A 22213-nucleotide genomic window follows, 5' to 3' on the forward strand; every position below is an offset into this window, starting at 1 on the left:
GCTTTTGCCGTGTTACGCGCGTCTAACGGGCGAAATCCCAGATCGGGCGATCGCAGATACGAGCTGCAACCGCCACGCTGGAAGCCATGGAGCCCGCTGTTACCGCTGAGAGTTTCGCCGAACGCTGTGCTGATGTCACCGAACTGGAGCTCGTGTTCGCCGCGCTCCGCCACCAGCTCGGCCGTGACATGGCGCGCCGGGTTGTGAGCGGCATCCTCGATGCGAAACCCGCAGGGTGGACAAGGGGGTGTCTGGTCGCGGCTGTGGAGGCCCTCGACGAAGTCGGCGGCAGCGACGCCGAACCGTCAGCGGAACGACAGTGACGCGGTCCTCTCCGGGTGCTCAGGGGAGTACGAGTAGATGATGGACCCCTGGGTCGCGCCGGGAACGACGTCGATCTTCCACGGTCGGAGGCGGTCCACCTGGAAGTCGCTTTCGTGGCTCCACTTGTAGTCGAACCGGTCGCCCTCGGGGATGCCTTCACCGGCCTGCCAGATGCCGTGGACGATGATGAAGCCCACCGGGCAGTTCACGCGGAGTTGCGTAGCCCCGGCGGGAATGTCGAAGGACGCGCTGCGGTTGGCGCCGGACAGAAGAAGCAAGGCGCTCTCCTCGTCATCCAGGAATCGGGTTTCGGCGCCGGGGTGCCCAGTGCCGTCGTGCTGTCCCCAGTCGTCGGCGAGGATCTCCGAGACGTCGCACTCGATCCCGCCGACCCAGATCTGGCCGGGTTGCTGGAACAGATGCGCGCGGCCGGAACGTCGTCCTCGCGACCACGCAGACGTCTGCCAGCCGAACTCCGCATGTGCCGGCACGGCGCGGTCGATGATGTCGGCCTCTCCATACACGCCGACGCGGTGGTGTCCGAGGATGGCCGCGGCTCCGTCGAGATAGGCCATTGCGAGGTCGAAGTCCGTCGCGGTGATCTGGTCCGAGTCGATCGCGAAGTAGATCGGCCTGCTAGACGGGAAGCCGATGGCGTCGGCATCGGCACGGGCCAGCCGGGCGGCGCGTTGCCCCGCCGGGTATCCGCCGAGGGAATCGCCAGCATGGTCCTCGTAGACCAGGGCGACGCCGACGCCGTGGGCGGTCAGGTCTGCGTACTCCGGTGCGTTGATGTTCTTCGCGCGGCCAGGCGTGCCGACATAGCGGATGACCCCGGCGTGCCCCGCGTCCAGGATCGCTGTCGCTGCCGGATATCCGGACGAGTAGTCGAGTGCGGTGGCCATCAGCTCCGTCCTTGAAGGAGGCGGGTCAGTCAGCGGATGACCATCCGTCCTGACCTGGAATGCTTTTGCGCCAGCTCGCGCCAGCGGGTGATCGCCATCGCGGCGGTCGGAACGGCATCGATCCGCTTGCCGACCGCCTGGCGGTCGGGCTTGTCCGGCCGGAGCTGGTCCGCATCCCCGGCGGGATGGCGAACTTCGACGGCGTCGAAGCACCACTCCGCCACCGGGTGGGCGTGATGGCTCCAGCCACGTGACTTCGTGAGCGCCATCAGTTCGGTCATGCCGAACGTGAGACCCCGATAGGTCTGCGGGATCGGTGCGAGGTCGAGCCGGGTCTTCTTCTGAATCTCCTGCCGGACCGGTTCGCCGGACCACTCGTCGTACCCGGCCGCCATGACCTTGAAGGCGACGCAGTCCGCGGCGATGTCGGCGTAGATCACGTCGTAGTCGATGACGTCGCCGGGCGTGACGGTGATCCAGCCGCCGTCGGCCCACTGGGAGACCCGGCCGTTGGTCCGGCTATCGAGAAACTTCACTGCGGCTTCAGGCAGCCAGAACCGCCACATCATCGAGGGCACGCCGTCCAGACCATCGGGCACGAGCAACGACCATGCGGTCATATCGAGTTTGGCCGCGAGGTCGAGCCCGCCGTATGCCCGGCGTCCAGCCAGCTCGGCGCGCAGCCAGCTCGGGGCTGGGGCCACGGTGCCCGTGCACTGCCGGTACAGGTGCATCGGCATCCAGCGGTGCGCCTGCTGCACCCATTGGTTGAGCCGGTACTGCCGGAACGAGTTCTCTTTGGACGGGTCATTCCTGGCCTCGGCCGCTTCCTGGCGTAGCGACCGGATCGAGAGGAAGTCGCCGAGCGCGGGGTTCGCCAGCGGCCAGTTCTTCTCGTCCCAAGGGTCGGCGTCCTCGGGGACGTTGCGGACGTAGGCGAAGCGGTGCCGGGCGCGGTCCGGGTCGTCTTGGATGCGGACGCACTCGTCGTGCTCTGAGCGCGCGAAGCTGGCCGGATCGTCCCCGGCCGTGGTGGCGGCGATCATCATTGGCTGCGCGCGGGTGCCCATGCCAGTCCGCATCGCGTCCCAGAGCCGGGCGTCGCGCTGGGTCAGCACTTCGTCGAAGACGACGCCGTGTGGGTTGTGGCCGAGGTTGCCCGCCGCGTCGGCTGCGACGACTTCGTAGTAGCTGCCGGTACGTTCGTCGATGATCCGCTTGATGTGGTCCTTGACGACCAGGCGGGCCGAGAGCACCGGCGAGAGCTTGACCATGCGGGCGGCTACATCGAAGACCTTCGCCGCCTGGCCCCGGTCCATGGCGCAGCCGTAGATCTCGGCGCCTTCCACGCCGTCGCCGACGAGGAGGTAGAGCGCGATGAAAGCCAACAACTCGCTCTTGCCGTTCTTCCGTGCGAGTTCGATCCAGCCGATCTGGTATCGGCGGACGTAGGACTCCCATTCCGGGTCCCAGGTGACCTCGCCGAACAGGGGCTCGATGATGTCCCGGCGCTGCCAGTCCGCGAGAACGAACGGCCGGCGGGCCCACTTGTCCTTCGTGTGGACACACAGCTCGGCGCAGAAAGCCACGGCGTGGGCAGCCCGAGGGCGGCAGCGGTGGTCACCGCGCTTCCGGCAGGTCTGGCCGTCGAGCGTGAAGCCGCACTCCGGCAACCGCGGCTTACGAGAGGAGCCGTTCGGCGCCCGGCCCCGTGGCGGCACCCGGTGCGTCAACCTTCAGCTGAGTACGGTCGGACGGGGTGAGCCCGAACCTCGCGCCGTACTGCGCGAAGGTCGTCTCGGCCTCGCGCTGGACCACCAGCGCCGGATTCTTGACGAACCCGTTCGGCCCCTGGACGAGCAGCGCGGAGCCGTTGACCAGTTTGGTCGCCTGCTTGTACCGGGCCAGGGCTTCGCAGACGACTACGAAGGCGTCCGTGTCCCACGGGGTGAGCACGCCGACGGCGATCAGGCTCGGCGCCAGCCGATCCCAGACCGCGCGGGCGTCCTCGGACAGCTCCTCCGGCGGGAGCACTTCGCTCTCCGGCGGGATCGGCTCCGCGTGGTTGATCCGATCAGGACGGTCGCCGTGCAAGACCTTGAGCGCGGTCGGTTTCGGCTTCTGGCCGCGTGCTCCCATGCTCGGCTCCCTTCTGGACCGGGTGGATACGACGAAGCCCCCGAGCCTGGGTGCGCGGATCGGGAGCTTCGTCGTGGGACTGGGTTACGTGCCGGAGGCGCGGCCACCGGCTGCGCCCGCTGCTCGGATGCCGAGCCGACGCGCAGCACCTCGGACCAGCGCGCCGCTGACGCGGGTAATCGTCCGACGCATGGTGTCTCCTCCTCTCCCTACTCGTCATCCATCGGCACGCCGAGCACCCTGGCCACGGCGTAGCCGTCCATGTACTTGTCGCCGATGGACAGCAGCTTCGCGTTGCGGAGGAACCTCTCCTTGTCCTCCCTGGTCTTGAAGCACACGGCGATCCAGTACTCGGAGTCCGTGGCGAGTCGGAACCTCTCGGCCTCCCGCTTCGCGCGATCGCGGAACCCCTGCTGTAGGGCATTGAGTTCCCGACTGGAGTCCTCCGGTAGGTCTCCGGTGTACTCGACATCGGCGAGCGGATCCGGTTCCGGCTCCGCGTTGAGCTGCGCCAGAACGTCGTCGTTCGATCCGCCCATCGGGGCGGCTGAACTAGCGAGCTGAGCCATCACATCGTCGTTAGAGTCGGGCACGGAACAGCTCCAGTTCGGCCAGCGGGAACCACTCCACGATGCGCTCGTAGTCCCGAGGGAAGCGCTCCTTGATCGGGGCCAGGAATCGAAGATCCAGGCCGTCGAAGGTCCGGTTGAACAGTTCGTAGTCGACCGGCAGCGGGCATCGATGCTCGGCGAGCGCGGCCCGGACGTGCCGGATGCGCCAGTCCCACACCGGGGACACCTTCATCACGTGCCGACGGACCGGCCCGTGCCCCTTCATCGCCGTGCGGCGGTTCGGCGAGTCCGCGGCGCGGATGCCGTCGGCGGTGAAGGTGGTGTCCGGATCCAGGTCGTAGTGCTCGGTGCACAGCAGCCGGGAGACTTCGACGTAGTCCGGTTCCGGAAGCTGCGCGGCCTCGATGATCAGCCGCCGTTCCGGCGCCTGGAACGTGAGGTTGTTCAGCCACCGGAACAGACTCGGATGCGGAAGCTGCGGGATCGCCGTCCCGAAGAACTTCTCGAAGTCCGCCAGCGAATCGTCCACGAACTCAAGGCCCGGCACGAGGTAAAGGTGGAACGGGCGGACCTCAATCTCCGCGTCCCGCAGGGCGAGCCACGCGGCCAAGCTGTCCTTTCCTCGGGAGAAGGCGAGCAACACCGGCTTACCCTCGCGGGCCAGGCCCTGCCGGATCTCTGCCGACGGCGTCACCCCGTCGATGACGATCGGGGCGGTCTGGTCGGCGGTCGGGTTGATGGCCATCGGCTATCCCCTCCCGGCCGACGTGCCCGAGGGCTGCCGGAAATGTGTCGGGACACCAGCGGGCCTGGCTGACGATCGGCCTTGCCGGGGGCGGGGAGGGGTAACCCCCTGGGTACCTCGACCGGCGCGGCCGACGACGGATCCAGCTTGCTCGACCGGCGCGGCCTCATCCCCCTCGGGTGGCTGGATCTCGGGCAGTGTGCCGGTTGTGGCACCCCCGGCACAGACCCCGGCCATGCTCGGGACGGTTGGGGTCGAGACCTTGACGGACCAGTGCCCGACGGGTGACCGGCCAGTGATCGGCCACTGTGGACGGTTGAGCACACGGGCGGCCAGCATGCCCCGGACACTGCTCATCGGTACACCTGCATACCGGGTCACGGGCGAGCACTGCGGCACGGAATGCCCGGTGGCCTGCTGTGCGGTACCCCTGCTGTGCCGGATCACCCCTTCTGCGGGTTGCTGCCTGGCGGGCATGCTCGGCACACCGGCCCCGGTGCGGAGCGGGCTCACCACACCCCGGAACGGTGCACACGGCGGGGGCACGGAACGGCAAGCCCTACCCCCTGTCTGCCCTGTAGCCCAACGGAAATACACCAGCGGTACCGGCACCCAACGGACGGAAATACACCCCGATGCGGACACCTGGGAACCTCGGATAGGGCAGTGCCCCCCTACCTGTCGGGCAGGGGGGCACTGTGCGGATGCTCGGGTCACTGGGCGGCCACGAAGTCGAGAGCCTTGCTGAATGCGGTGTGCTTCAACGAGTTGTACTGACCGGAGAAAACCCGGTCGGCACGAGCGGTTGCGGCCTCCTCGGTTCCGACCCCCGGGATCGGGATTTCCCAGTCCAGATATTCAGTGATGGAGTTGTACCCGGCCCATGCGGTACCCCGGATGTTCTCCTGAGTGTCGGCACTCTTGAAGAGGGCTTGAAGGGTGTCCCAGTGGTCAGTCTGGGGCTTTTTCCAGTCATCCAAGGGCTTGCTGAACTTCTCAGGCCACACGGCCTTGATCAGGTCACCGAACTGATCAACGGACATCTTGGTGTTGATCATGCTTTCGGCCTCGGTCTCGAAGACCTTTGTCCACTCGAAGTTGATCTTGAGCGCTTCCCGGGCCTCCTGAAGCCGACCCTCAAGGCCCTTGCTGTGCCGGAAGGTGTACTCACTGCGATGGTTGCGAAGTGCAGCCCTCTCGGTATTGGCACACACCACCCGGACCGGAGTGGTCACCACCCGAAGCTTGCCCTGTCCGGAGTAGTTGTTGAAACCGGCGAGATACAGGCCGATCTCATCGGTTCCACCGATCTTGATCGACTCCGGGAGTTGCATGGTCAGGAAGATGTCCCGACCATCCCGGAGTGATCCGCCAGTGTCGAACAGAGCACCCGAAGTGTCCACAATGGCCTGCATGAAGTCGGCGAACTCTTCCGGCTGAATGATCGGATACTCACCGGACACGATGCCGAGCGGCTGAAGCTCACCGGACACCGGAACGGTGCGATAGGTGCTCACCCAGCCATCCACGGGGAGAAGTTGTGCAGTGTCCTCTTCGGTCACCACAAGGTCAGTGTTCTCCCGGTCCTTGTCATGCGGAACGGCGCACTTCTGAGTGTGCTTTGCCCCGATCTTCCGACGGCACTCCTCACACTTCTCACCCGGCACCACGGCGGTGATGCCGAGAGACTTCCGAATGTTCCAGTCGGACAGGTGAGCAAGATTCAGCACTTCCTGTGCTGTCATCGGTTCAGGCACAACAGTGCCCAAACGGTGCCACCCCGGCTCACGGGCAGCGGCAAAGGCATAGGTGCCATCGGCCAGTCTCTCAAGCTCATGTGCCACTTTGGTCTCCCTGCTGTGTTGTGGCTGCCTTGCTGACACCACAACAATGGCCCTCAACCTTGCTGATTGACAACCTATAGTGATTCAGATCACTTTGTATTGCTGATTGTAAAATCAGTGCCTCATTCTGGCTGAGTCAGCAAGGCAGCACACACCAGGGAGCAAGCATCATGCAGGTAGTTTGGGACCTCCTTAAGGGGATCTTCATCCCCCCGGTTCAGTTCCTGACGGACCTCTGGGGAGTGGTGACCTTTCACAGCACCACCGGTGCGGTACTGGTCCCCCTTCTGATGATTGCGGCTACCGGTGCGGTGTGGCTCATCAGAAAGGGAGTCAGGAAGTGAAGCTCTGTCGAGGCCGGAACATCCGGCCGCGCGTTCGCGCGAACGTCCGCGACGCGGTGTACAACGTCGGACTCGAACGGGGTTGGGACGCCGCGAACTACGCCGAGGCGTACGGCGGCGACCCCGAAGAGGGGATCGACAACCACGTGGATTCCAAGACCGACGGGTTCAAGGACGGCTTCCGCGAAGGGATCGCGCGGTTCCAGCGCGGGGAGTTCCCGGACGGGCAGGCGATTTCGTAATGGGTCGCGATGTGAACCTCAGCCAGTGCGGCGGCTCGTACAAGCCTGCGCGGCAGGTGCGGTCACTGTCGCACCTCGGCTCGAAGTACTTCGGCAAGCTGGCCGGTCAGTGCTGCGTGTGCGGCGGCAGGGTGAACGTGAATCGCCGCAACAACACCGCGACCGCGCACCCGCCGCGGAACGGGAAGTGAATCATCCGATCCGGATCGATGGGACGGTCGTCTTCCCCGACGGCCGTACCCATCTGGTTCGGATCTTCCCTGCTGGATTTCTCCAGTACGCGGGCACAGCCGAACAGTGGCGCGACGCGGAGCCCGTTCTTCAAGCAATCGCGGTGGCCTTCGCCATCGCCATCACGGAAAAGGATCAGAACGGTGGATGAGAGCTCGGATCAGCCTGTCGTCGGCAGCGACGTCGACAGGTGGGCCCGTCTGCGCAGGAATCAGTCCCGAGTGGACTACGGCGCACCCGAGGTTCAGGCGGTGTTGAACATGACTCTCGACGAGCTCGTGGACGACGCCAACAACGGCCCCGGCGACCGCATCGCCCTGCTGCTGGAGATCGCCGATGAGGAGGGCCTGTCGTGAAACCCATCATCTGCAAGGTGTGCAGTCGAAGGCTGAACCACTACGCCGACGAGTTCGGTGTTGCCTACGCACACCCGCTCGACGTCGACACCAACCACGAGCCGGAGCCGATCGAAGCTCCCAAGGGCTGGCGCGGGAAGTGCGACTTCTGCTCACATGACGAGCCTGTGTCTGTGCTCCCGGTGGACGACTTTCGGCTTCCGAAGATGAGCAATCACCAAAGCCTCGGCGACTGGGCCGCCTGTGGCATGTGCGCGGTGCTGGTCGAGACAGGCCGCTGGGACTCACTCGTCAAGCGGGTAGCGGCGAAGGCGGCGCAGCAACGCGGGGTGCCGGTGGACCTGATCGTCGCGTTCACGCTGACCACGCTGTTCGACGCGGTCCGGAAGCACACACGAGGACGGCTGCGTCCGCTGGCCGAGGAGAACGAACGCTGATGAGCAAGTTGGACGCAATCCTCGCAGTGAACCCCGGGGACGTCGTGCAGATTGGGACGAGCAGCTACTTCCACGTGACCGACGTTCGGGAGCCCTCGCACCCCGCCGCGCCCGGCATGGTCTGGCACGGCAGCTACTTCCGCTGGGACGTCGGATTGTGGGGCGAGCCGACCCTCGTGCATATGCACGAAGGCAAGGCGTTCCCGCACGTACTCGACCGGGAGACCCGCGAGAAGTTCGGCTGGGGTGATCTCCCATGAAGCACCCGCCGTCGCACAGCGGCTGTCAGGTGTTTCACTTCGCGGTTTGGCGCTGGTGCATCACCCGAGCACGCGAACTCCTGGAGGTGCACGAGTCCGTGGCCACGTTTCATGAGCACACCCTGATCACGGGACTGGGGCAGTTCCTTTCGCTGGAGCCTGCCCGCGAAGGTCACGTGAAGCTGATCGAGGTCAAGGTGAACATCGAGTACGCCATGACGAAGACCGACCTCACTAAGCCGCTCATCGTCGCGCCACTGCCCATCGGCGAGGAGCCCGCGGAACTCATGGTGATCGACGGCTGGCACCGGATCTATCGAGCACTCAGCGAGGGCCGGGAGACCTTGCCCGCGTTCCTGCTGAACCCGGCGGCCGAGGAAGCGATCCGTATTCCGACGTGAGCAAGGAGGTGAACACTCCGTGGTAAGCGAGAGCCCCGGTCGCGTGGCGGCCGGGGCTATCGTGTCTTCCTGTCAAGAGTCAGCAAGGCAGGGAGACACCCGGATGGTACGTGACCCGCTGATCCCTCGGCTGGTCTCGGTGACCGAGGCGGCCGAGATCGTGGGCTGCTCGCGCCAGAACATCAATACCCTGGTCAACGACGGGCGACTGCCTGCGGAGCGAGCCGGGACCACCTTCGTGCTCGCCGAGGACACCGTCCGGCGGTACGCGGCAGGCGAGCGTTTCGGCTTCCCCACGCTCCTCGTGGTGCACACCTACGACGAGGAGGCCGACAGCTGGGTGGAGGCGGCGCGGCGGTCGGTCGCTCCTGACTACAAGGTGCCGGAGCGCTTCGGCCGCGAGATGTTCGACGAGGTAGCCGGTGGGGCGTACCGGGTCGAGCTGCTGGACAACAACGGAAAGACGATCGCCGTTCGGACCGCCGAGGCGGAGGTGACAGGCTGATGGGCGCTGTGCTGGAGCTGCCTGCCGAAGCCGGTTCCTGGGTGGTCGAGATCCGCAGGGAGAGTGCCTACCTTCTCCGTGGGGAAGCTGACGATCTCGGTGCTTACCCGGGCGTCGGCTTTTCGTGCCCGGAGGACGCGCTACCCGGACTGGCCGTGACGCTCAAGCAGGTCCAGGACACGGCGGCCTACCAGCAGGCTGAGGCGCAGCCGACCGGTCCGTGCGCCATCGTGCACGAGGGCGAGCGCGTTCACCTGCACTGTCGCGGGGTGATCGGTTACGGGACACTCTGGGCTGGCCGCTGGCGGAAGGCGTCGCAGGTTGAGATCGGCTACGGCGATATCCCCGCGTTGCTTCGGAAGGTGGAGAGCTTGCTCGCGGGGCAGTACCGCTGAGGCAAGAACGTCCGGGAGGGTCCCCTAGCGACACTCCCGGACAGTGACAACCTCGATCTTGCATGCAGGTCAGCCCGCCCGCAAGGCCGCGTGACGTGGCTTACTCACGTGCGCGAGTGCGAGGTCCCGGACGTCGCCGAACCGGAAGACGGGTCGGCCCCGGCCGTCGGTGCCGTGCGGGACGATCCGGCCTCGGCTGATCCAGGAGTCCCAGGTGCCGCGCGGGATGGCCTTGTCCAGCAGCAACCGCGCCCACCCAAGCGCCACCGTGGCGGTGACCCGGAGGTCTACGGCGTAGCGAATCATCCAGTTCCGCCGCTCGTCGACATCATGTTCGGCGCCGCAGCTGCCGCACTGCACCCGGCGCTGGCCGGGGCGAGCGTAGAGGTGGTCGGGGCACCTCTCACCGTCAACCGGCGCGTCGCACGGTCCGGCATAGACCCGGTCCGGCGGGCGGTCGACGACCCGGCGTACCTGAGCGACGACGTGAGTGATCTCGTCGTGCAGCTCGTCGGCAGCCGGGTGCAGTGCGAGCAGGCCGGGCAGGCCAGTCAGCCAGCTGGCCGCGCCCGTGGTGGACCCGGGTGGCGGGAGCAGGTGCGGGTTGCGCTCGTGCACCTCGCGCGCCCAGGTCGAGATCGTGTTCGCCAGCACCCACCCCATCTCGCTGGCGGCTTCGTGGTACGGCATCGGCGTGCTCGCCGAGTGGCCGACGATGCCGGTCCCGCGGACGACCGCATGCTGGCGGGACAGGGTGATTTCCAGCTCGGTGAGCAGGCCGGGTTCGCCGTCGGCGCCGGGAACCAGTGCGCGTAGCGCGGCCAGCAGCTCGGCCACGCAGGCGCGGCACAGCATGTCGTAGGTCGGTCGGCCGCAGCCGGTCACACAGCTGTGTTCGGACGGGCTCACGCGATCACCCACCACGCCACGAGCAGGACGGCGGCGAGCAGGCAGGCCGCGATGAACGCGGTCTCAGGCCAGGACGAGGAGGGCGGCAGGCGGTGGTTCACGTGTCCTCCCCGTAGCCCGCCGCGTGCAGCAGCGGCAGTAGGTCGTCCAGCTCCAGTCGCACGGGCACGGACAGCCGGACGTCGGGAGCCAGCGGCGGGTCGTTCCGCGCGGCGGCGATGAGGCTGTCGAGATCTCCGGCGAGCAGCCATGCCCACCAGGCGCCGGGGTCGCGGTGCCCGTCGCGGCGCTGGACGACGACGCCGTAATCAGCTCCGGCGGCAACGGCCTGTTTGGTGGTCTCGCCGATGATCCGGCTGATGTCCAGTGTGGACAGGTTGCCGCGTGCTTTGACTTGCCAGACAAGGCGGTTGGTACCCCGGATGTCGCCGAGGTCGGCGCTGGCGCGGTCGGCGCTGCGCCAGCCGTTGTCGGACTTGCGTTCCGCAGCCGGCCAGCCGTGGGCACGAAGGTAGCGGCTCAGTTCGCGTTCGGCGCGGACGCCCTTGGCCCGGTTGGCGCGGCCGATCTCGGCGCGGCTGCGGGACGTGGTGGCGCTGGCTACGGGTGCTCACTCCTGGCTGTCGTGGTCGGGCGGTTCTTCAGCGCGGCGCGGACTTGGTCCATGCCGCGTGCGGCGCGGGCTTCGGCGTCGGGGTCGTGGTGGCAAACCCTGGTGCCGACGTAGCCGTGGTCGTCGCACAGTTCGCAGTTCGCGATGGCGCGTTCGCGGTCGGCGGCGCGGGCTCGTTGCCGAGCGGTCCGGGTGGCCGCGGTGCGGGCGGCGTGCTGGGTGTCCCAGCGCTGGGCCGCTTCTCGGGCTCGGGCGCAGACGCCGCAGCGGGGCGGATCGGGATCGTGCTCGTGTTCGACGCAGCGGTCCGGCGGCCGTCGGTCGGGTTCGGCGGGAGCCTCGCGCGCACGCGCGCTCCCTTCCTTTCCTTTCCCTTCCTTTCCTTTCCCCGTGGTAGGGCGACCGGAGTCCTCCCGTAGCTCTTGGGGAGGCTCGCTACCTGCGGACTGTGGATAACCGGCTGTTTTCTCCGGTGGGGCTCCGGTAGCTCTCCTGCCCGACGGAGGTACGGGCAGTGGAGTGCCCTCGGATGCGGGAGGGATCTTCGAGGGAGTGGGTTTCTGGATGCTCTGGTGATCGCTCCAGTTGACGATCTCCAGGTACCGCCGACCGCCCACGCGGTAGCGCACAATGCGCTCGTGGGCGGCCAGCGTCTCCAGGTCTTCCTCGATGTCGGCCAAGGACACGTCGTCCAGCGGCCAGATGTCGCCCTTGATCAGCCTCGCGTTGTCCTTGGTGCGGCCTGCGTCGTCACAATGCGTCCACAGGCCGATCCATGTTAGGCGCGCTCGTAGCGGCAGCGCCGACACGTCCTCGGACCGAAAGAAGCTCGGCTTGATCGTGCGGATACGGGGCACAGCGGGCCTTTCCCCGTTGGTGGGTCGGTCAGAGATCGAAGGGTTCGAGCCTGGGCGCGGCTCCCAGCAGAACCGGAGCGTCCAGCGAGTCGGCGAGCATCTGGCGGACGTCGGCGAACGCCTTGCGGTGGACGAGATCCGGTCGGTCGAGCCGGTAGCCGATGCCGAGCTGCCCGTCGCGGATGCGCCAGCGCAGCCGGGCAGTGACCTCGGTCGCGGGCAGGCCGAAGAATGGGGCGACCGCGATGGTGAATTCCGCGGGCACCTCCAGTCGCCCGCTCGCTCCGGCCTTGGCGGTGGTCTCTTCGCTCCATGCGAGCTGGACATCGCCGGAGTTCAGCCGCGCCCCACGGGAGAATGAGGCGTTGCGCCGGGTCTGGAAGGTAAGAGCGATCTCCAGCATCGTCGCGGTGTCCGGGTTGACGATGGTGTGTGCGCGGTCTTCCAGGTGTTCGGCGAAGTCCTCCTGGGAGAGCAGTGAGCCGTCCTGCCGGAGCCACGCCTTCCAGTCGTCGTCGTGCTTGAGCTTGAGCACCGCTCGGTGGTCGCGCCATCCGGCGCTGAAACCGTTGGCGTGGTCGTTGAAGGTGGCGGTGACCTTCAGGCTGTCCTGGTCGGCCCAGACGGTGGTCGACGCGGTAGCCAGCCGGGTGACGTAGGCGGCGAAATCGCTCGGATCGGTGAGCAGCGCGGTACCGCGTGGGCGGCGAGGCTGGTCGAGCAAATTCTCAAGGTCGGTCGTATCCACGCGCTCGTCGTTGCGCAGCGTACGGACGACCACGGACTTCTCGGGCGCCAGGTCGAACGGCTGCGGCGGGGTGGCCTCGTCGGCGCGGCGCTGGATGTCAGCGACCACGGCGGCGGTCTGGTCGTTGGTGTTCGACACGAGGTCTCCTAGTCGGTGAACAGCGCGGTCTGGCGCGGGTCGTTGCGGATCAGTTCGCCGGTCTCGGTCGCGAAGAAGATGCTCTCGCTGCGCTCGTGCCCCGGCAGGCTGCACTTGATCTGGTCGGCAACCATGACCGCGCCGGGCGTACGCTCCTGCGGCTTGATCTTCAGCGTGTACGTGAGCGTCCCGGCCTTACGGGTTTCCTCCACCGCCACAACGAGATCGCGCAGCGCTTCGGACAGCTCCGCGTGGCTCTTGCCCCGGCGGTGCTCCATCAGGAAGGCGGCGAAGTCGCGCGGTTCGGCCTTCTGCTCAGTCTTGCTGTCGGTGTCGGTCACGGGCGTTCCTCTTCCTGCGCAGCGGCGGCTTCCTCGCGGATGAGCTGCCGGACGTTCTGGGCGAGGCTGATTCCTGCGCTGATGCAAAGCAAGGCGGTGGTGATCAGCCGGATGGCGTCATTTGCGCGCTTCATGGGGTGGCTGGCTCCTCGGTCGGGGCTTCGTCGGGCGGTGGTTCCAGCTGGCCGGGTTCGTCGGCGGGCTCGGCGTCGATCACCTCCCCGTCCATGTCGGCGGTGAGATCGTCAAGCGCGTCGGCGTCCAGATCGGTGCGGACCGTGCCTTCGGCCGCGATCGCCCGGTTCATGACCGTGGCCATCGGCAGCCACTTGGCGAGCTGGCGAACGGCCGTCTTGCGGGCCATCGCCTCCCAGTCGGTGACCCACGGCCCCCGTTTGCTCGCACGCGAACGGCCTCGGATGGCTTCGATGGCACCGAGGTCCAAGACCTCGAACTCCGCGCCACCGTCGGTCAGCGTCGCGGCGGCGTAGACATCGGTGATGCCCCCGCGGTCGCCGCGCGCGGGACGGTGGACGAGATCCGGGTGCAGGCCGTAGGAGTAGTCGAACTCGTCGGCCTCGTGCACGACGCGGGCGGAGATGTTGCGCAACTGCCCGGAGTTCCAGGCGAGCTTGATCAGTCCCCGGTAGCCGGGTATGAACGTCACCTGGTCCCCGTAAGGAACCAAGTACGCCTCGCCGAGCGGGCCGGGTTCGAGCCCGAGCTGCGCTGAGGTCATGAGTGCGCCGAGGAGCGATTCGGGGCGACACCGCATCAGGTCGTTGTTCTGCTTGATTACGGTCAACGCGACCCGCGTGAACCGCTCCGGATTCAAAGCGGTGCCGTGCAAAGCGCGAGCGATCTCCGGCTTCTGCCGCTCGATCAAGGTCCGGATGTCTCCGCTGCCTCCCGTCGCGCCAGTGGTCTTGCGCTGGGCGAGCGCAGCCCTGGCGTTGGTGTTCGCGGTGCCTACTGCTGATCCCTCCTGGCTGTCGTGGGGTAGGTCAGCCGGCGACCCGCAGGTCGCTCGGACACGTAGATGGCGTAGAGGTCGGGATGCTCGGCGGCGAAGGCGGTGAAGTCGGTCGTGCGGGACGGCTTCGCCGGGGCCTTGTGGTTGGCGACCTTCTGCCCGTCGAGGAGGGCTTCTTCGGCTTGGCCCATCTCGGCGCGCAGCCGGTTGTCGATGGCGGTCCGCTCGGACTCCAGAGTCTTGATCTGCTCGCTCAGCTCGTGACGACGCGCAAGATGCTTGTGCCACAACGGGTCCAGCTGCACTGCATCACCGGGCACTCCAGGCCAGCGCGACAGCGCACGGCGGGTGATGTCGGAGGCGTCGGCCGGAGGTGGCTCGTCCCTCCGGACATAGTTCCAGAACTCCGTCGTGGCATCCACGAGGTCGGCGATCAGCTCGTCGTCGCGCGTGATGATCCGTTCCAGGTAGGTGTGGGTGTCCAGCAGGGCGACGACGAAGGCCCTGGGTGCGCCGAGCAGGCCCATGTACCACTGGACCTGGCAGACGTAGTGGGTCGGCACCTGATCCTCAGCCCACTCGGCCACGGCGCGGTGCCCGCCGGTCTTCGCTTCGACGATCCCCGCCAGCTCGCCGGACCAGTCCCAGGCCAGTCCGTCGACGTTGCCGATCATCCAGCCGCGCTCGCGATCGTGGTAAATGCCCTCGCCGCCGGTCAGGATGTACTCGGGATGCCGGTCGTCCCATTCCCGCAGTAGCACCGGTTCGAGTACCTGCCCCCAGTGCATCCGCTCGACAGCGGTCTCGTCGAAGTCCGCGGCGATGCGGCGGGTCTTCTCCAACCACAGCTGGAACGGCGTCTTCCACGGGTTCAGCCCGGCGGCGGCAGCGACGTCGGATCCGCCGAGACCGAAGGTGCGGACGAACTCCCAGTCGTCTCTGCTCGCGTCGGCGGGGAGCGCCACCGGGACGTCGAGCCAGCCGCCGGTCACGAGGTTCTCCGCAGGCCGAGGTGGACCGCCGGGGATACGTCGCTGACCGGCAGCCGCTCGGTGGAGACCCACCAGTGCTCCGGCCTCGCGCCTTCCTCCAGGAGGTCGACCAAGGCGTGCGGCACCTTGTGCCACAGCGCCCAGGCGGGCCAGCGCACGATGCCCTCATTCGGTTGGACCGAGACCCGCACGGCAGTGCGGTCGCAGGTCAGCCAGGCCGACGTGAGCCCGAGGCCCCACCGGTCAGGTTCAGGAAGGTCGGTGAGCCAGACCAGCCGGTGGCCGAGCAGCGGGTGGCGGTTCGGCCGCAGCTCGCGGCTGCGCTCGATCGATCGGGCGCGGTGCAGGCAAGTGAAGTGGTAGAACGCGCGCGGCCCCAATCACTGATCACCGCGCCGAACGGGCAGCGGGTTCGCGCGGAACCACTCGTGTGCGTTGTACATCGCCACCGAGTGCGCGGTGCTCATGCGCCGTGTGGCCGCGGTGATGGCCTCGCGTAGCGGGTCCGGGAGGCGTAGCCAACAAGTCCGGCACGCGAAGAACTGGTGCCGGACCTGCCGTCCGCATCCGCCGGGGCACTCGTGGGTTCGGTTGCGGGTGGTGCTCAGTCCTGCTCACCGTCGCTGCTGTCGGGGGTCTCGATCTCCTCGGCGAGGGCAGGCAGCTGGTCGGCCAGCGCGTCCATCGTCGCGTTGAAGACGGGGGTATCCGGCTCGCGGTTGAAACGCCCTGCCAGCGGCACGATGACCTCCTCGGTCACCGGATTCGGTGGCTTGCTCTCCGACGACTCGACGCCGTCCACGGCCGCGTCCTTCTCAGCTTCGTTCACAGCGAGACCCCCACCAGCATGCCCATCACGAACAGCGCGCACGCTCCGCACACAGCCAACGCGACGACTGGACGGACGAAGCGCCCCGCCGCCCACAGCTCCGTGGTTGCACGCAGCATCCGGTGTCCGATGTGGAGCCGGGCGTGTTTCCCGGCAGGCAGGCCAAGCATTATTCGAGTTCCCATCGTCCGCCTTCGATGATCAAGCGGGTCGGCGTCGCTAGGGAGGGAGGACGCCGACCCGCGCTCGCGGAGGATCCGGTTCATGCGCTCTTGCGTGCTCGTGCAGCACGCTCGGCCTTGGCGCGGTCCTTCGCGCCTTCCTCGGCCCGACGCGTCCAGTAGTCCCGGATCCAGCTTTCCTTCACGTGGGTACGGCCGCCGTGCTTGAGAGTGGCGATCCAGCCTCGCTTGCGGTAGCGGTAGAAGGTTGGCCGGGTGATCTTGAGCAGGTGTAAAACTTCGTCAAGCGTGTACACTTTTTCGCCATCCAGGATGATCACCGACGGTCTCCCTCCTTTCGTCTTCGCAGCCTCGACCAACGCTAGAAGTGCAGGTAAGCCGCGCGTGCGCTGAGTGAGCGGGGTGTGTGCGCGTTGATCGAAGCTAAGTCGACCGTGCCACTGCACTTGCGAAATAGTCAACTTTTCTCGCGAAATTGAGATAGCGTGACAGCGTCGTGCGACCAACCTGAGACAGCGCTACTCCGTTTGAGTGGCGAACAGTGGCCTTGATGAGCCTGTAGCGCGCTACACCGCCACCCTGTTGGCCTAGGGCCGTAGAGTCGAGACCCCCTGGATCATCGCTGTGACCACCATGCGCAACGAGAAGGACACATGGATGCCCGCTGACCACCGGCACCTCGAAGAGCTCTTCGCGCGGGCTGCGCCCGGCAAAACCCGGGAGCAGCTTGCCGAGGAGAACGGCATCCCGCTGAATCAGCTGAACTACCTCTTCCGGCGGGAGAGTCCCGGGTTGCCGACCTGGGAGAAGTTGCAGATGGTCGCGCGCATGCTGAACGTCCCGCTCAACGACGTCGTTCTCGCGTTCGCCAAGGATCAGGGCATCGACCTTGAGACCGGAAGCTCCAAGGATGAGCAGGAACTACTCAGCGTCTACCGAAGTCTCTCGAAGCGTGACCGGCGTGCCGCCATTGCGGTGATGCACGCGCTGGCCGAATCCTTGTGACGCTACGTCAAGCCCCTGGCCGTGTAATCATGAAGATCCGAAAAGGACCAACGATAGGACGAATGCGCTAGCGACCGCGCCCGTCTGGCCTGCGGGGGGCGTCACCTGGCTGCGGGGCGAAGGGAGGGGGCTGAGTGCCCAGGAAAGAATGGGAACTCGGGCCGAAGGACCAGGAACACCCGCTCGAAGTGGCCGACCGCGAAGGACACATGCTCGTCCGCTGGCGGGAAGGGCAACCCCCCACCGAGGGCATGATCCAGCTTCTCAACGAGCTGGAGGCCATCACAGACGAGGCATGATCGCGGGGGCTGGCGCGACCTCGCCAGCCCCCGCAGTCTGCTAACTGGCCATGGAGCCGACCCCAGCCTCGATCGGCTCACGACGCAGCTCGATGACCTCGGCACTCTGCCGTTGTGCGATCTCCTGCGACCGTGCCATCCATGCCCGCTGGCGCCTCGTGTCGACCTCGTCGATGTACTCCTGCGACGTCGACAGGCTCTCGTGCCGCAACACCGCCTTGATCACGTGAGCCGGGGCGTCCGCCTCGGCGAGGTTGTTGCCGACGTTGTGCCGGAGGTGGTGCCACACCGGGCGCGTTCCCGGCAAGCCGGACGCCAGCCATGCCTTCTTCAGCAGCCTGTTCGGGTAGTCCGTAGTGAGCGGCTTGTTCCGGGTGTTCCGGAAGACGAAGTCCTCGGGCCGCTCCTCGAACCCGTTTGCCCTCCGCCAGGCTCGAAGCACCTTCAGCGCGGCCACCACGACGGGCGGCAAGGCGACCTTCTTCGCCTTCTTGCCCTTCGGGAACGTACGCAAGACCCGACCGGGGTCCAAGACGTCGGACACGAGCACATGGGGATCGATGCCGTCGAGATCGAGCCGTTCCCAGCGGAGGCCGGAGATCTCAGCCGCCCTCAACCCGCAGTAGTAGCTCAGGATCGCGGCGGGCCAGAACCACATCGGCAGCCACGCCACCACCTCGTAGAGAACCTGCTCTCCGAAGTATCTGATCGGCTTCTTTCGGAACGCCTTCACCCAGAGATCCGCAGCAGGGTTATCGGCCCTGGCCCCGTCTTTGTGGGCCTGTTTCATCATCGCCCGCAGCACCCAGAACCGTTGCTGGCGCGTGGAGGTCGCGATGCCCCGCTTCTCCTCCGCGGCATCCCAGGCCCGGAACTCGGCTTCGGTGATCTCGTCGATCCAGCGGTGCCCGAACTTGTGGTTAAGCGCGTTCAGGCACCACTTCCGCTGCTGCCGCGTGTTCTCCGTGCCGCCCTGGTCCGGCCACCACGCATCGCCGTACTCCTTGAACGTGAACCGGCGCTTCTGACGCTGGACCGGGATGCCTGCCTCGGTGTAGGTGTCGTCGACCCGTTCGAGCACGAGCTTCGCGGCGGCCTCCGCCTGCTCGTAGAAGTCGAAGATGGTCCCACCGTCGGCGTTGCGCGCCCACTCCTTCTTCTTCGCAACGGCGTTCCAGACGTAGGCCCGGTACTTGGTGCCGGACTTCCGGTGGATCTCCTCAATGCTGTAGCCCAGGCCACGCCTAGGTTTCCGCGTCTTCGCTGCCATCGGGGATCGGCCCTTCGCATCGCGCACGCGCGGCGATCCCTGCGAAGGGCCGACGGTAACCCGGGGAAACGGAGCCGATCAAGCTCTGTGGGCGAAGTCCATGCCCACACTCACGTCGGTGCTCGTTTCAAGATCCGGTTTCGGACCTCTGACCAGCAACGGAGCATGATCGACTCCATGGCCCCCGAAGAAGTACCCTCATGCCACATTGGGGCGCTCGAACCCGGAACGAGAGCCGAGACTGTTCGCTATCCGGACACATCGTTCCGGCAAACGGGCGCATTTCCTTACCGCGACGGCCGTCCGTTGCCAGAATCGTCGCCATGACGACCTCACAGCGGTGGATGCCCAACTACGGCGAGCCCTACCAGCCGGTCCCCTACCGGCCGCCGAGGATGCCGGCGGGCGAATCGGTCGCCAAGGCGGCCGAGCTGCGGCAGCGGATGGAGCAGCGGCGGACCGTCCGGATGTTCTCCCCCGACCCGGTGCCCGAGCAGGTCGTGCTGGACGCGATCGCGACGGCCTCGACCGCGCCGAGCGGCGCGCACCAGCAGCCGTGGACGTTCGTCCTGGTCACCGACCCGGACGTCCGGCAGCGGATCCGGGACGAGGCCGAGGCGGAGGAGCAGGTCTCCTACGACGGCAGGCTCGGCGAGGAGTGGCTGTCCGCTTTGCGCCCGCTGGGCACGGACGCGATCAAACCCCACCTCACCGAAGCGCCTTACCTGATCGTGGTGTTCCAGCAGCGGTATCACCTGATGGACGACGGCCGCACGCACAAGCACTACTACGTCGACGAGTCGGTCGGTATCGCGGTCGGGATGCTGCTCACCGCGCTGCAGGTGGCCGGGCTCTCCGCGCTGACCCACACGCCGTCGCCGATGCGGTTCCTCGCCGAGGTCCTCGGCAGGCCCCGCAACGAGAAGGCCTTCGCGGTGATCCCGGTCGGCTATCCCGCCGAGGACTGCGTGGTGCCCGACCTGCAGCGCAAATCCCTCGACCAGGTGCTGGTCCGGGTCTGAACGTCCGGCACCGAACGTTCAGGCCCAGGAGCCATCGCTACGGCCGTCGGGCCTTGAGGTGCGCCAGGAACGCGCCGAAGGAGGGCGCGCCGAAGACCAGCACGGGACGGACGTGGCCGGGCAACGCGGCCTGCTTGCTGTCGCGGACCCCGACCAGTCCGTCCCCGGTGCCGACGTCGACGCAGGCGTTCTCCTCGAAGTGCGAATAGCTGCTCGTGTGCCAGCCGGTCAGGATGGTGTGCCAGGTACGCATCGGTGGCCTCCCTGTTCCTCGGATGTTCCGACTTGGGCCCGCGCCGGTCCCGAGGTCTGGGGGCTCCCCGGTGGATCGCACCGGGAGGTCCTGAGCGGTTCCCTCTCTCAGGGTAAGCGGGAGCGCACACCGGGTAAACCGCCACCCGGGGGCGTGATGAGGACCGGGCACCCCGCGTGGTGGGACAGCGTCCGTCCGGTGGAGCCGAGCGCCAGCCCGGACAGCCCACCCCGCCCCCGGCTGCCGACCACGATCAGCCGCGCCTGGTGGCTCAGCGTCACGAGGCAGTGCCGCGGCCGTTCGGCGACCACCATCCGCTCGACCGCGACGACCGGATGCCGCTCGGCACGGGGCCGCAGCCGCTCCCCGAGCAGCCGCCAGCCCTTTCGCTGCGCGAAGCGGCCACCGCCGGTCAGCATGGTTTCGCGATCATGGCACGCGTGCACCGCGAGCAGTTCCGCTCCGGCCAGCGACGCCGCCGTGAACGCGGCGTCGATGGCCGTCTCGCCCGCCGGGCTGCCGTCCACGCCGAGCACGACCGGGCCGTCCGGCCGCACGCGTCCGCGGACGACCGCCACCGGGCACCGCACCTTGGCGAGCAGATCCGCCACCGGTGCCCCGTAGAACCAGCCGAGCAGACGGCCGTGTTCCGGTGGCCCGACCACGATCAGCGCCGCGCCCGCCGTGCCCGCGAGCAGCGCGGTCAGCGGGTCGGCGTCCATCGACTGGGCGAACACCGGGACCCCCGGCGCGAATTCGGCCGCGATCGACGCCGCCGATTCGAGCAGTGAGGACGACGACGCCCGCTTCCCCGCGTACCACTCGGGCGGCAGCGTCAGCGAGCCGCCGGGCTCCGGCAGCGTCATCGCGTGCCGCAGGACCAGCCGCGTGCCGCGCCGCAGTGCCTCTTCCGCCGCCCAGCGCAGGGCGTGCCCGGCCGCCGCGGAACCGTCCACGCCCACCACGACCGCTCCGTCCACAACGGACTCCACGAGCGTCGCCCGCCCCGCCCGCCGGGTTTCTCCCGCATCCGACATCGTCCACTCCTCGAGGGCGTCCGCCGGCCCGTACCGCCGGTGTCCCGCCCGGAACTCGGTTTCCCCTCAGCTTCGCGGCCGGACCGGTGCGGCGCGCAGAGTCGAACGGCCCAGGGGGCGGGCGCCACATGGCCCCGGCCCGGTGATGCGGATGCATCAGTCCGGGGTCACGGTGTCCGGCGGCGCGGCGTCACCGCGACCTGGGCCTCAGGCCCGTTCCTGCCGGGGAATCAGCGCCTCGACGCGCACCACGCCGCGCACCGCCTCCCTCGCACGACGCTCCATTGTGTACTCGGCGACGGCGCGGCCGTCGTACGCGGACACCGCGAAGGCACCGCGGCCGAAGAAGTACGTCAGGACGAGTTTGCGCGCCCGCCGTTCGCCGTCCTCGGTGAACTCGACCGAGACACACCGCAGCGCAGCGCCGAACCCGGCCAGCGCCAGCCGTTCCGTGATGTCCACGAGATCGGCGAGCAGGCGCGCGAGGTCGCCGTCCCGGCGCCAGCACCGCACCGTGCTGCGGCCACGGACGTCCTGGGTGACCACGTTGTGGAGGAAGGCGTCCCCCGCGGTCGCCGCGATGATCTCGGCCTGGGTCCGCTCGGCGGCGTCCCGCGGCACGAAGGAGATCGTGCCGCGGCCGGCGGGCACCAGCCCCAGCGCCGCGCGGAGCCGGACCGCGGCGGCCGGGACGGCGTCGAGGGCCTGCAGGTGGGCACGCAGCATCCGGCGGCTTCGCACGGTGGAAAGCAGGGTCATCTCCGTCTCCGTCCCGGGCAGGCGCGCCCGGCCTGGACACCGTCCGCGACCGCCCAATCCGCCGACGGTAGACCGCGGCCCGGTGGCCGCGCTGCGTGCGTTGGACCCTGGCGCCGGGGACTTAGGTCACTGTCCACAACGGACTCGACATCCGCGCGAGGCCCGGCTGTGACCGGGTCACTCAGTACGCCGGGGGCGGGGGGCGGGGCGGGCGGGGGGGCGCCGCCCGCCCCGGCCCAACGACAAAAACCCCCCCCCCCCCCGCCCCACACCCGCGCGGGGGTCG

General features: G+C 67.7%; 33 protein-coding genes and 1 pseudogene. 13 read left to right on the plus strand and 21 right to left on the minus strand.

The features are described 5' to 3' along the window. Positions 1–86: 86 nt before the first annotated feature. Entirely contained in the window at positions 87–323 is a 237-nt protein-coding gene (locus tag ACFWX1_RS12975; protein ID WP_378386798.1) for a hypothetical protein, read from the plus strand. Here the strand turns inward: ACFWX1_RS12975 and ACFWX1_RS12980 are convergent. The 6 genes from ACFWX1_RS12980 to ACFWX1_RS13005 form a co-directional block, all read right to left on the minus strand. Beyond that, on the minus strand, positions 306–1229 hold the full coding sequence (locus ACFWX1_RS12980) for a glycoside hydrolase domain-containing protein (RefSeq protein WP_378386800.1): 924 nt from the start codon (positions 1227–1229) through the stop codon (positions 306–308). The genes ACFWX1_RS12975 and ACFWX1_RS12980 overlap by 18 nt on opposite strands. A gap of 29 nt (positions 1230–1258) precedes the next feature. Next, entirely contained in the window at positions 1259–2950 is a 1692-nt protein-coding gene (locus ACFWX1_RS12985; protein WP_378386802.1) for a terminase large subunit, read from the minus strand. Beyond that, a complete protein-coding gene (locus ACFWX1_RS12990) occupies positions 2910–3368 on the minus strand; it encodes a phage terminase small subunit P27 family (protein WP_378386804.1) in 459 nt (152 codons plus the stop codon). Before ACFWX1_RS12990 ends, ACFWX1_RS12985 begins: the two co-directional genes overlap by 41 nt. Positions 3369–3577: 209 nt before the next feature. Next, positions 3578–3937 carry a hypothetical protein gene (locus ACFWX1_RS12995; RefSeq protein WP_378386806.1) on the minus strand — a complete coding sequence of 120 codons (360 nt, stop codon included), beginning with the start codon at positions 3935–3937 and terminating at the stop codon, positions 3578–3580. Between the two features lie 10 nt (positions 3938–3947). Continuing rightward, on the minus strand, positions 3948–4685 hold the full coding sequence (locus ACFWX1_RS13000) for a hypothetical protein (RefSeq protein WP_378386807.1): 738 nt from the start codon (positions 4683–4685) through the stop codon (positions 3948–3950). Positions 4686–5398: 713 nt separating this feature from the next. Next, on the minus strand, positions 5399–6529 hold the full coding sequence (locus ACFWX1_RS13005; protein ID WP_378386809.1) for a DUF932 domain-containing protein: 1131 nt from the start codon (positions 6527–6529) through the stop codon (positions 5399–5401). A 340-nt stretch (positions 6530–6869) separates the two neighbouring features. Between ACFWX1_RS13005 and ACFWX1_RS13010 the strand changes: the two genes are divergently transcribed. The 9 genes from ACFWX1_RS13010 to ACFWX1_RS13050 all read left to right on the plus strand — a co-directional run bounded on the left by ACFWX1_RS13010 (position 6870) and on the right by ACFWX1_RS13050 (position 9700). After that, positions 6870–7115, plus strand: a complete 246-nt coding sequence (locus ACFWX1_RS13010; protein ID WP_378386811.1) for a hypothetical protein — start codon at positions 6870–6872, stop codon at positions 7113–7115. After that, complete coding sequence (locus ACFWX1_RS13015; protein ID WP_378386812.1) at positions 7115–7306, plus strand: hypothetical protein; 192 nt, start codon at positions 7115–7117, stop codon at positions 7304–7306. The genes ACFWX1_RS13010 and ACFWX1_RS13015 overlap by 1 nt, the downstream gene beginning before the upstream one ends. Continuing rightward, positions 7303–7497, plus strand: coding sequence for a hypothetical protein (locus ACFWX1_RS13020; RefSeq protein ID WP_378386814.1), 195 nt, complete (start codon positions 7303–7305; stop codon positions 7495–7497). The genes ACFWX1_RS13015 and ACFWX1_RS13020 overlap by 4 nt, the downstream gene beginning before the upstream one ends. Further along, the gene (locus ACFWX1_RS13025; protein ID WP_378386816.1) at positions 7490–7702 is read left to right on the plus strand and encodes a hypothetical protein; all 213 of its coding nucleotides are present in this window, start codon (positions 7490–7492) and stop codon (positions 7700–7702) included. The genes ACFWX1_RS13020 and ACFWX1_RS13025 overlap by 8 nt, the downstream gene beginning before the upstream one ends. Beyond that, positions 7699–8139: a hypothetical protein gene (locus ACFWX1_RS13030; RefSeq protein ID WP_378386818.1), complete on the plus strand. Its 441-nt coding sequence runs from the start codon at positions 7699–7701 to the stop codon at positions 8137–8139. The genes ACFWX1_RS13025 and ACFWX1_RS13030 overlap by 4 nt, the downstream gene beginning before the upstream one ends. Continuing rightward, positions 8139–8399, plus strand: coding sequence for a hypothetical protein (locus ACFWX1_RS13035; protein WP_378386820.1), 261 nt, complete (start codon positions 8139–8141; stop codon positions 8397–8399). The genes ACFWX1_RS13030 and ACFWX1_RS13035 overlap by 1 nt, the downstream gene beginning before the upstream one ends. Positions 8400–8497: 98 nt before the next feature. Further along, the gene (locus ACFWX1_RS13040) at positions 8498–8800 is read left to right on the plus strand and encodes a hypothetical protein (RefSeq protein ID WP_378386821.1); all 303 of its coding nucleotides are present in this window, start codon (positions 8498–8500) and stop codon (positions 8798–8800) included. 103 nt (positions 8801–8903) lie between these two features. Beyond that, the gene (locus ACFWX1_RS13045; RefSeq protein WP_378386823.1) at positions 8904–9305 is read left to right on the plus strand and encodes a helix-turn-helix domain-containing protein; all 402 of its coding nucleotides are present in this window, start codon (positions 8904–8906) and stop codon (positions 9303–9305) included. Next, entirely contained in the window at positions 9305–9700 is a 396-nt protein-coding gene (locus ACFWX1_RS13050; protein WP_378386825.1) for a hypothetical protein, read from the plus strand. Before ACFWX1_RS13045 ends, ACFWX1_RS13050 begins: the two co-directional genes overlap by 1 nt. 69 nt (positions 9701–9769) lie before the next feature. Here ACFWX1_RS13050 and ACFWX1_RS13055 read toward each other — a convergent pair whose 3' ends face one another. From ACFWX1_RS13055 to ACFWX1_RS13105, 11 genes and pseudogenes are all read right to left on the minus strand, one after another. Then, positions 9770–10609, minus strand: coding sequence for a hypothetical protein (locus tag ACFWX1_RS13055; protein WP_378386827.1), 840 nt, complete (start codon positions 10607–10609; stop codon positions 9770–9772). Between the two features lie 600 nt (positions 10610–11209). After that, positions 11210–12079 carry a hypothetical protein gene (locus ACFWX1_RS13060; protein WP_378386829.1) on the minus strand — a complete coding sequence of 290 codons (870 nt, stop codon included), beginning with the start codon at positions 12077–12079 and terminating at the stop codon, positions 11210–11212. A gap of 28 nt (positions 12080–12107) precedes the next feature. Further along, on the minus strand, positions 12108–12965 hold the full coding sequence (locus tag ACFWX1_RS13065) for a YfdQ family protein (RefSeq protein WP_378386831.1): 858 nt from the start codon (positions 12963–12965) through the stop codon (positions 12108–12110). Between the two features lie 8 nt (positions 12966–12973). Further along, on the minus strand, positions 12974–13306 hold the full coding sequence (locus ACFWX1_RS13070) for a hypothetical protein (RefSeq protein ID WP_378386832.1): 333 nt from the start codon (positions 13304–13306) through the stop codon (positions 12974–12976). After that, positions 13303–13440: a hypothetical protein gene (locus ACFWX1_RS13075; RefSeq protein ID WP_378386834.1), complete on the minus strand. Its 138-nt coding sequence runs from the start codon at positions 13438–13440 to the stop codon at positions 13303–13305. Before ACFWX1_RS13075 ends, ACFWX1_RS13070 begins: the two co-directional genes overlap by 4 nt. Continuing rightward, positions 13437–14246, minus strand: a pseudogene (locus tag ACFWX1_RS13080) (recombinase RecT); the annotation flags it as partial. The pseudogene ACFWX1_RS13080 and the gene ACFWX1_RS13075, both read right to left, overlap by 4 nt. 29 nt (positions 14247–14275) lie before the next feature. Continuing rightward, entirely contained in the window at positions 14276–15271 is a 996-nt protein-coding gene (locus ACFWX1_RS13085; protein ID WP_378386836.1) for a YqaJ viral recombinase family protein, read from the minus strand. Beyond that, positions 15268–15651 (minus strand): hypothetical protein, encoded by a 384-nt coding sequence (locus tag ACFWX1_RS13090; RefSeq protein ID WP_378386838.1) that lies wholly within the window; start codon positions 15649–15651, stop codon positions 15268–15270. Before ACFWX1_RS13090 ends, ACFWX1_RS13085 begins: the two co-directional genes overlap by 4 nt. A gap of 224 nt (positions 15652–15875) precedes the next feature. After that, positions 15876–16100 carry a hypothetical protein gene (locus tag ACFWX1_RS13095; protein ID WP_378386840.1) on the minus strand — a complete coding sequence of 75 codons (225 nt, stop codon included), beginning with the start codon at positions 16098–16100 and terminating at the stop codon, positions 15876–15878. Beyond that, a complete protein-coding gene (locus ACFWX1_RS13100) occupies positions 16097–16285 on the minus strand; it encodes a hypothetical protein (RefSeq protein ID WP_378386841.1) in 189 nt (62 codons plus the stop codon). The genes ACFWX1_RS13095 and ACFWX1_RS13100 overlap by 4 nt, the downstream gene beginning before the upstream one ends. Positions 16286–16362: 77 nt before the next feature. Next, entirely contained in the window at positions 16363–16602 is a 240-nt protein-coding gene (locus tag ACFWX1_RS13105; protein ID WP_378386843.1) for a helix-turn-helix domain-containing protein, read from the minus strand. Between the two features lie 304 nt (positions 16603–16906). On the opposite strand from ACFWX1_RS13105, the gene ACFWX1_RS13110 reads away from it, so the two are divergent. Next, the gene (locus ACFWX1_RS13110; RefSeq protein WP_378386845.1) at positions 16907–17287 is read left to right on the plus strand and encodes a helix-turn-helix domain-containing protein; all 381 of its coding nucleotides are present in this window, start codon (positions 16907–16909) and stop codon (positions 17285–17287) included. A 134-nt stretch (positions 17288–17421) separates the two neighbouring features. Next, positions 17422–17586: a hypothetical protein gene (locus ACFWX1_RS13115; RefSeq protein WP_378386847.1), complete on the plus strand. Its 165-nt coding sequence runs from the start codon at positions 17422–17424 to the stop codon at positions 17584–17586. A gap of 40 nt (positions 17587–17626) precedes the next feature. Here the strand turns inward: ACFWX1_RS13115 and ACFWX1_RS13120 are convergent, their stop codons facing one another. Further along, positions 17627–18856, minus strand: a complete 1230-nt coding sequence (locus ACFWX1_RS13120) for a tyrosine-type recombinase/integrase (RefSeq protein ID WP_378386849.1) — start codon at positions 18854–18856, stop codon at positions 17627–17629. 323 nt (positions 18857–19179) lie between these two features. Between ACFWX1_RS13120 and ACFWX1_RS13125 the strand changes: the two genes are divergently transcribed. Next, on the plus strand, positions 19180–19878 hold the full coding sequence (locus ACFWX1_RS13125) for a nitroreductase family protein (protein WP_378386851.1): 699 nt from the start codon (positions 19180–19182) through the stop codon (positions 19876–19878). A gap of 37 nt (positions 19879–19915) precedes the next feature. Here the strand turns inward: ACFWX1_RS13125 and ACFWX1_RS13130 are convergent, their stop codons facing one another. From ACFWX1_RS13130 to ACFWX1_RS13140, 3 genes are all read right to left on the minus strand, one after another. After that, positions 19916–20131, minus strand: coding sequence for a DUF397 domain-containing protein (locus tag ACFWX1_RS13130; RefSeq protein WP_378386853.1), 216 nt, complete (start codon positions 20129–20131; stop codon positions 19916–19918). Positions 20132–20238: 107 nt separating this feature from the next. Beyond that, positions 20239–21168, minus strand: coding sequence for a universal stress protein (locus ACFWX1_RS13135; protein WP_378386855.1), 930 nt, complete (start codon positions 21166–21168; stop codon positions 20239–20241). 207 nt (positions 21169–21375) lie between these two features. Next, positions 21376–21927 carry a hypothetical protein gene (locus tag ACFWX1_RS13140; RefSeq protein ID WP_378386857.1) on the minus strand — a complete coding sequence of 184 codons (552 nt, stop codon included), beginning with the start codon at positions 21925–21927 and terminating at the stop codon, positions 21376–21378. Positions 21928–22213 lie beyond the last annotated feature (286 nt).

This window comes from Amycolatopsis sp. NPDC059021 (assembly GCF_042739895.1).
Taxonomy (GTDB): Bacteria; Actinomycetota; Actinomycetes; order Mycobacteriales; family Pseudonocardiaceae; genus Amycolatopsis.

Bases quoted from the DNA above. Each gene is read 5' to 3' on its own strand.
- ACFWX1_RS13045 (WP_378386823.1), top strand. From the start codon at position 8,904: ATGGTACGTGACCCGCTGATCCCTCGGCTGGTCTCGGTGACCGAGGCG.
- ACFWX1_RS12975 (WP_378386798.1), top strand. From the start codon at position 87: ATGGAGCCCGCTGTTACCGCTGAGAGTTTCGCCGAACGCTGTGCTGAT.
- ACFWX1_RS13050 (WP_378386825.1), top strand. From the start codon at position 9,305: ATGGGCGCTGTGCTGGAGCTGCCTGCCGAAGCCGGTTCCTGGGTGGTC.
- ACFWX1_RS13120 (WP_378386849.1), bottom strand. From the start codon at position 18,856: ATGGCAGCGAAGACGCGGAAACCTAGGCGTGGCCTGGGCTACAGCATT.
- ACFWX1_RS12995 (WP_378386806.1), bottom strand. From the start codon at position 3,937: ATGGCTCAGCTCGCTAGTTCAGCCGCCCCGATGGGCGGATCGAACGAC.
- ACFWX1_RS13075 (WP_378386834.1), bottom strand. From the start codon at position 13,440: ATGAAGCGCGCAAATGACGCCATCCGGCTGATCACCACCGCCTTGCTT.
- ACFWX1_RS13135 (WP_378386855.1), bottom strand. From the start codon at position 21,168: ATGTCGGATGCGGGAGAAACCCGGCGGGCGGGGCGGGCGACGCTCGTG.
- ACFWX1_RS13035 (WP_378386820.1), top strand. From the start codon at position 8,139: ATGAGCAAGTTGGACGCAATCCTCGCAGTGAACCCCGGGGACGTCGTG.
- ACFWX1_RS13130 (WP_378386853.1), bottom strand. From the start codon at position 20,131: ATGCGTACCTGGCACACCATCCTGACCGGCTGGCACACGAGCAGCTAT.
- ACFWX1_RS13015 (WP_378386812.1), top strand. From the start codon at position 7,115: ATGGGTCGCGATGTGAACCTCAGCCAGTGCGGCGGCTCGTACAAGCCT.
- ACFWX1_RS12980 (WP_378386800.1), bottom strand. From the start codon at position 1,229: ATGGCCACCGCACTCGACTACTCGTCCGGATATCCGGCAGCGACAGCG.
- ACFWX1_RS13100 (WP_378386841.1), bottom strand. From the start codon at position 16,285: ATGGGAACTCGAATAATGCTTGGCCTGCCTGCCGGGAAACACGCCCGG.
- ACFWX1_RS13125 (WP_378386851.1), top strand. From the start codon at position 19,180: ATGACGACCTCACAGCGGTGGATGCCCAACTACGGCGAGCCCTACCAG.
- ACFWX1_RS13140 (WP_378386857.1), bottom strand. From the start codon at position 21,927: ATGACCCTGCTTTCCACCGTGCGAAGCCGCCGGATGCTGCGTGCCCAC.
- ACFWX1_RS12990 (WP_378386804.1), bottom strand. From the start codon at position 3,368: ATGGGAGCACGCGGCCAGAAGCCGAAACCGACCGCGCTCAAGGTCTTG.
- ACFWX1_RS13000 (WP_378386807.1), bottom strand. From the start codon at position 4,685: ATGGCCATCAACCCGACCGCCGACCAGACCGCCCCGATCGTCATCGAC.